Origin of the sequence: Nostoc sp. CHAB 5715 (assembly GCF_020829685.1) — a bacterium.
Taxonomy (GTDB): domain Bacteria; phylum Cyanobacteriota; class Cyanobacteriia; order Cyanobacteriales; family Nostocaceae; genus Nostoc.
This window is the reverse complement of record NZ_JAIVFR010000002.1, coordinates 21,150-27,149: the sequence shown is the minus strand read 5'-3', so window position 1 is coordinate 27,149 and position 6,000 is coordinate 21,150. Positions and strand designations below refer to the sequence as shown.

General features: G+C 43.2%; 6 protein-coding genes and 1 pseudogene. 6 read left to right on the top strand and 1 reads right to left on the bottom strand.

Features of this window, described 5'->3' with window-relative positions:
- Positions 1-335 precede the first annotated feature (335 nt).
- The 6 genes and pseudogenes from LC574_RS00360 to LC574_RS00335 all read left to right on the top strand — a co-directional run bounded on the left by LC574_RS00360 (position 336) and on the right by LC574_RS00335 (position 5,183).
- Positions 336-1,385 (top strand): serine hydrolase, encoded by a 1,050-nt coding sequence (locus tag LC574_RS00360; RefSeq protein ID WP_229450968.1) that lies wholly within the window; start codon positions 336-338, stop codon positions 1,383-1,385.
- A 577-nt stretch (positions 1,386-1,962) separates the two neighbouring features.
- Positions 1,963-2,847 carry a cation:proton antiporter gene (locus LC574_RS00355; RefSeq protein WP_229450967.1) on the top strand — a complete coding sequence of 295 codons (885 nt, stop codon included), beginning with the start codon at positions 1,963-1,965 and terminating at the stop codon, positions 2,845-2,847.
- Positions 2,769-3,446, top strand: a complete 678-nt coding sequence (locus LC574_RS00350) for a cation:proton antiporter (protein WP_229450966.1) — start codon at positions 2,769-2,771, stop codon at positions 3,444-3,446. Before LC574_RS00355 ends, LC574_RS00350 begins: the two co-directional genes overlap by 79 nt.
- A pseudogene (locus LC574_RS00345) lies at positions 3,404-3,781 on the top strand (sodium:proton antiporter); the annotation flags it as partial. The gene LC574_RS00350 and the pseudogene LC574_RS00345, both read left to right, overlap by 43 nt.
- 5 nt (positions 3,782-3,786) lie before the next feature.
- Positions 3,787-4,269 carry a hypothetical protein gene (locus LC574_RS00340; protein ID WP_229450965.1) on the top strand — a complete coding sequence of 161 codons (483 nt, stop codon included), beginning with the start codon at positions 3,787-3,789 and terminating at the stop codon, positions 4,267-4,269.
- A gap of 80 nt (positions 4,270-4,349) precedes the next feature.
- Positions 4,350-5,183, top strand: a complete 834-nt coding sequence (locus tag LC574_RS00335) for an AMIN domain-containing protein (RefSeq protein WP_229450964.1) — start codon at positions 4,350-4,352, stop codon at positions 5,181-5,183.
- A gap of 133 nt (positions 5,184-5,316) precedes the next feature.
- On the opposite strand, the gene LC574_RS00330 is transcribed toward LC574_RS00335, so the two are convergent.
- Complete coding sequence (locus LC574_RS00330) at positions 5,317-5,856, bottom strand: DUF3172 domain-containing protein (RefSeq protein WP_229450963.1); 540 nt, start codon at positions 5,854-5,856, stop codon at positions 5,317-5,319.
- Positions 5,857-6,000 lie beyond the last annotated feature (144 nt).

Below are 6,000 nucleotides of genomic sequence, written 5' to 3'. Positions count from 1 at the left end.
GGGTGGCCGGTCCGTCAGCACGCACAGGCGATTGGCGGTGTTCATCACGTCGAGCGTGATGCCCAGACTGATATCCAGCACGCCGGGCAGGATCAGTACGGCTGTTTTCATGATGTCCATATTAGCCCGATCAATGTCGATATGGACACTCGATGGCGAAGCCGCGCGGCCTCAGCATGGAGGCCTGATCCACCGCCTGCCCATGACTTCAAGGAGCCCGCATCCATGTCGCCCTCACTGCTGGCCGCGCTGCTGTACGCCGCCCTGACCCTGCTTTCTTGCTTCCTCATCTCCCTTATCTCCCCATCATCAAACAAAAATCAGGTCAATAATATATGATTGACGACTATATTCGAGCCATAATGACTCAAAATCAGATTCCTGGACTTTCTGTTGCAGTGGTGCAGGAAGGTGAACCTGTTTTAGTTAAGGGCTATGGACTGGCGAATGTTGAACACTCTGTTCCAGCTACTGAACATACAGTTTATGAAATTGCCTCTGTTGGTAAAACTTTCACCGCTACAGCCATAATGATGCTGGTGGAACAAGGGATAATTTCGCTAGAAAATGCGATCGCAGATTATCTCGATTATCTACCCTTAGCTTGGCAAAATGTCACAATTCAACATATTCTGTCTCATCAGTCTGGAATTCCCAGCTATACCGATGCCCCAAACTACTGGGAAATTACCCATCTTAATTTATCGAAATCTGAAATTTTGGCTCTAGTTACTCACCTACCCCTCAAGTTCCAACCGGGTGAGTTTAGCGCCTATGACAACACAGGCTACTATCTACTGGGTTTGCTCCTAGAAAAGGTAACTGGACAATCTTATAGAGATTTGTTGCAAGAGCGCATTTTTGCTCCTTTGGGAATGAACGCAACCGTGATGAATGATCCCAAAGACATAGTGGCACACCGGGCTGCTGGCTATCGGTTGCCAAACAGCAAACTCGTTAACAAACCTTACTACAGTCCTTCTGTTACCTATTCTGCTGGAGGCCAACTATCCAGTGTGACAGATATGGTGAAGTGGGAACAGGCGCTTTGTGGTGCAACTTTGTTAAAACAATCAACCTTTGATTTAATGTGGACTCCTCATTTTCCCAATCAAGGCGATGATTGGGAAAAGTTGAGATATGTTGCAGGTTTAGGTTGGTGGGTATTCAATTATGGCGATCGCCGAGTAGTTGGTCATAATGGTTCAATTTTAGGATTCGCAAGTAACATTACCCGCTTTATTGATGACAAAATTACCGTAATTTTACTTTGCAATCTAGATAAAATTTCCCGACCAGATGCGATCGCTAAGAAAATTGCTGAATACTACTGTCCAATTCTTACGGAACTAGTGCTTCAGCCTCCATTAGTGGAGAGGGAGTAAAATCAATTACTCGTGACCAATTATTCCTTGATGGTACAAGCCCACTTCGGCTACGCTCAGTGCATCGCCTAAATTTATTTATGGGGATTGTAATTTTGAATTTTGAATTTTGAATTTTGAATTCGGAGCGAAGCGACGTGACTCTACTAACCCTTAGAATTAATGGGACAGACTACTACTAGTCTGTCAAGCCAAAATTGACGGATCGAGGCAGGCTCTTGAGGCAGGGGGAGCAGGGGGAGAAAGAAATTTTTCTTATTGCTATTAACCAAGCATTGTTAGCTTGACAGACTACTAGTATGCAAAGTTCAAAATTCAAAAAGCCTTTAGGCGACGTAATAGAACAGATGAGCTTATGATATCAATTGAAAACAATTAATCACTGCCGATTAGTTTGCCGTTAAATACCTGCTATAGCAATCCTAAATGATTCATGAGAAAATACGGTAATATTTAATGTACTTTAAATAACTTACTTTGAAGCTATGGATTATGCAATATATATAATTCTAGCCGGAAAATTAAGTTGTTAATGAGTGTTTAAAAGTACGATTATAATTTAAGTATTTTCTCACAGATGATTCCGGATTGCTATATTAGCCAGATTGGGTTGACAATTTATATGTTTTTAATTGGTTTAGAGTTCAACACTAAACTCTTAAAACATCATATCAAAAGTGCAAGTTTGCTATCTGCTGCCGGGATTATCACTCCTTTTATTTTAGGAGCGATCGCATCTTTTTGGTTTTATCACAATGGCGATTTCTTTCAACCAAAAGTAACGCTTTGGTCAGCCGCTTTGTATCTAGGTGCATCGATGACAATTACGGCATTTCCGATGTTAGCTCGCATTCTTTACGAGCGCGGTCTTGCACAAACCCGCTTCGGTACTTTGGCTTTAGGTGCTGCATCGGTAGATGATGCAGTTGCTTGGTGTTTGCTAGCGATCGTCCTTGCTAGGGTGAAAAATTCTCTGAGCATTGCCATATTAGCAATTGGTGGTGGCATTTGCTACGTGCTATTTGCAATTTTTATCGGTCAACCTCTACTTAAAGCGTTTATATGCATGACAAAACGCGATGCACGTGTGAACAAACAAACCCTAACTTTGATGTTGATAATTTTGATGTTTTGTGCATGGTTTACCGATGTCACAGGTATCTATGCAATATTTGGTGCTTTTGTGCTAGGAGCAGTGACACCACGCCAAGAATTCGCCCAACAAATTCGCCAACATACGGAGTTTTTAACTACTTCTTTTTTGTTACCGATATTTTTTGTCTTCTCTGGACTGAATACTAAAATCGGATTAATAAACACACCTACTTTATGGGGAATTACGCTCTTAATTATTGCGATCGCAATTCTCGGCAAAGGTATTGCTTGTATGTTGGCTGCAAAATTGGCGGGGGAAAATTGGCGCGAATCATTACTGAAAACAATTTACAAGGAACGCGTTTAGGAACGTTGGCGTTAACTTGTGCAGCAGTGGATGATGTGACAGCTTGGTGTCTCTTAGCAGTAGCGATCGCAGTTGCTCGAACTGGTGACTTTGCAGGTGCGATACCCACAATTATCGCCAGCATAGTTTACATCGGCTTGATGTTGACGGCTGGACGTTGGTTTCTCCAATGCCTTGCCAAACACTACCTCCGTGCGGGACGCCTCAGCCAATTGCTGCTAGCTGGAATTTATATGGCAGTAGTTGCGTCGGCATTAATCACCGAACTAATTGGTATTCACTTAATTTTTGGGGCATTTTTACTGGGAGCAGCAATGCCCAAAAATGAAGATTTAGTGCGGGAATTGGCAGTAAAAACCGAAGATTTTGTTTTGATATTCTTGCTGCCAATATTTTTCGCCTACAGTGGCTTACGGACGCAGATTGGCTTACTCAACCGTCCAGAATTGTGGCTTTTGTGTACGTTGGTTTTAGGAGTGGCGATCGCAGGCAAATATGTTGGCACTTATGTAGCGGCCCGTGTCAGTGGCATTAGCAAACGGGAAGCCTCGGCACTCGGTTGGTTCGTGAAACTTGTATGTTGCAAATATTACAGATAGTAGCAAATCAAGGCAAGGAAGAATCGAGTTACGAACTACACACGATGATGGAACAATTGCCCACCAGTATACGCGATCGCATTGAAATCAAAATTATCGAAGCCCCAGAACCAATCCAAGCCGTAATTCAAGCCTCAGAAGGTGTTGACCTAACTATTGCTGGCACCAGCCGCGCTTGGGGTATCGAGCGCCAAACTCTGGGAAGATATACAGATCAACTAGCTATCCAATGTCGTTCCTCCTTGCTGATTACCCGCCGCTACAGCCAAGTCACCGCTCACCTTGCCTCTATGCTTCCTGAGGTTAGTAGTCAAGAGCCAACATTGAGGAGTTGAAATTCATGAATCATTTCAACCTCAAATCTTTAACTTTTTACGGAGTAGCAATAACTTCAGTGCTACTGTTGTTTAAAACTGTAAGTGTTTATGGCGAAAACAATCTCAAGGCTCCTCCTCCAATTAACGGTCGGTATCGTCTAACCCTGGCTGAGAATTTGCCTAACTGTGAAAAATCAGATACCCTGACGTTAAACATTGAGCAGTCGGGTATTTACTTAAATGCCTCTGTATTATCGGCAAACGCTAACCCCGATACTGACGAAAAGCACTCTCTGGCAGGCATCTTCCGAAATCAACAGTTAAATTTATCTGGAAAAGTTGGTAAATCAATCCTTTGTAATATTCCTCGCCCCCAAAATGATCCTCTAAACTCAGTCGCAATTCAAATGCAACTTGTGGATAAAAGTAATATGACAGGTCAATTAACCGTAAATGATATTCCACAACCTCTAAAATTTACTGCTGTGTCCCAAAAAGCTAATTGAATTGGGGAGTGGAGAGTGGGGAGTGGTGAGTAGGGATTGGAAGAGCGCATTGTATGGGTTTTATGGAGCAGATAAAAAGAATGGATCAGGGACTAAAGACTAGGCAATTTTGCCAATGGCGCAAGCAGCTATTTAGCATCAGTCTATTAGGCTTTTGTGCAGCGATCGCGCTTGAAACTTGCACTACTGCTGCTACACCAGTGGCAAAGCTAGAAAATTGGCGTTTTTCCTCCAAGACACAGCAACTCGAAATCACCCTCTCAGCAGGCACAACCCCCCGTTATTTCTACCTTACCCAACCCTCCCGGCTTGTTGTAGATTTACCGAATACTAAGTTGGGCAAAGTTACCACACAACAAAATTATTCTGGAGCAATCAAAAGTATTCGCGTTTCTCAACTGAATCCTAACGACACACGCATTGTCCTAGATTTAGCACCAGGGACTGTTTTAAATCCTAAACAGATACAACTGCAACCCGTTTCTCGAAAAAACTCCACTCGCTGGGTATTGCGTCCGGTTATTTCTGGTAAAACTACTGCCGTAAAACCAGGGAACTCCCCAACTTCACCCAAGAAACAACCTCAAACACCCAAAAAGCCGCCTATTAACCTACCCATAACCACAACTAATCTACAAGCGCCCTTACTCACAGTTCCGCCTATATCAAATAACCTGCCCTCAACAATTATTAATAACTCAGGGCAGCCTTTTGTGACTGTTCCTCCCCTAACTCCTAATACATCCTCTCAACAACCTGGTTTAATTCTTCCCCCTCCTTCTTTCCCAAATCAACCCGGTAACTTAAATAGCATTCCTTCTTTCGGTATGTCGGAATTTCCACTTCCAACCATCCCCAATCTTCCCAATCCCCAGGTAATCGAGTTTGGTCAACCCCTTCCTAAAAATAGATAGGGAGTGGGTAGAGACGCGATTAATCGCGTCTGTGGGGGGATGAGGGAGCAGGGGAGGCAGCAGAAGAATAATTAATGACTAATGACTAATGACTAATGCCCAATGCCCAATGCCCCATTCCCCATTCCCAAATCTAAAATCTGTCAGTTTCCTGAGGTGTTCCAACTGCTCCTGGTTGAGCCGTAAAGAAGTTTTGAGCAGCTTCATTCTGATATATACACCTAATATCAGGTTTGTCACTGTCTAAATTACCTGTAAAGCCAAAGGTATTCAGGCGATTTTTGCATTCATTTACCTGATCATTAGTCACCAGCTTACGTTGCTCTAAAAGCGCCCAGTTATTTTGTCGGATTACGCATCCAGGACGCATACTCGGCTGGGCAACATACACATTGAAGGGGTTAAGAGTAACGAACAGTCTAGCGTCCATCACCATCGCGCTGGCTCCGTACTGCACACAAATTTCCGGGTTTGGTGCTTTGGTGTCAATGAATTCACGGGAAGCCACGTTTGATGGCGCCAACGTGGTTGTAGAACTAAAAGCAATGCCAATCCCAATTCCTAAAATCAACACCCCTCCCATAATTGCGATGGTGAAGAGGTTAAACATAGGGGATTGGAAAATAGAGGGTTTAGAAGAAGTAGCCGATCTACCAGTAGGTTTACGTTTCATTGTTGCTTAATCACCTTCACGCCGATTAGGAAGGGAGTAGTCTAAAGTTTTCTCCCTCTTTCAGTATGCCTATTCTTAACTGTAATTGTCTGCGACTTTTTGGGGAGTATTCTTCTTAAATGATAAAAATAGCAACTTATCTAA